At 62.1% G+C, this 536-nt stretch carries 1 pseudogene; it reads left to right on the forward strand.

The features are described from left to right. Positions 1–536, forward strand: a pseudogene (locus PCO31110_RS25575) (allantoicase); the annotation flags it as partial.

The raw sequence follows: 536 nt of genomic DNA on the forward strand, positions 1-536 counted from the left end.
CAGGGCAACTCGCATCACTACCACGCGATCATCAACCCGCGTGCGGCGACCCATGTGCGTGTGAACCTGTACCCCGACGGTGGTCTGGCGCGACTGCGCCTGTATGGTTTGCCGCAGAGCGATTGGGCGGGGCGTTCGCGTGACGAGTTGATCGACCTGATTGCGATGGAGAACGGCGGTTACGTGGTGGCGGCGAACAACCAGCACTTTGGGTTGGCGTCGAGCCTGCTGATGCCGGGTCGTGGCGTGAACATGGGGGATGGGTGGGAGACGCGGCGGCGTCGTGAGCCGGGCAACGACTGGGCGATCATTGCGTTGGCGCAGCCGGGCGAGATTGGCAAGATCGAAGTCGACACGGCGCACTTCAAGGGCAACTTCCCGGATCGCTGCTCCCTTCAGGCGGCGTATGTGACGGGGGGCACCGAGCAGTCGTTGATTACGCAGTCGATGTTCTGGCCGGTGTTATTGCCTGAGCAGAAGTTGGCGATGGACAAGCAGTTCTTCTTTGAAGAGCAGGTGCAGAAGTTGGGGGCGAT

The sequence above is a fragment of the Pandoraea communis genome (genome assembly GCF_902459745.1).
GTDB lineage: Bacteria > Pseudomonadota > Gammaproteobacteria > Burkholderiales > Burkholderiaceae > Pandoraea > Pandoraea communis.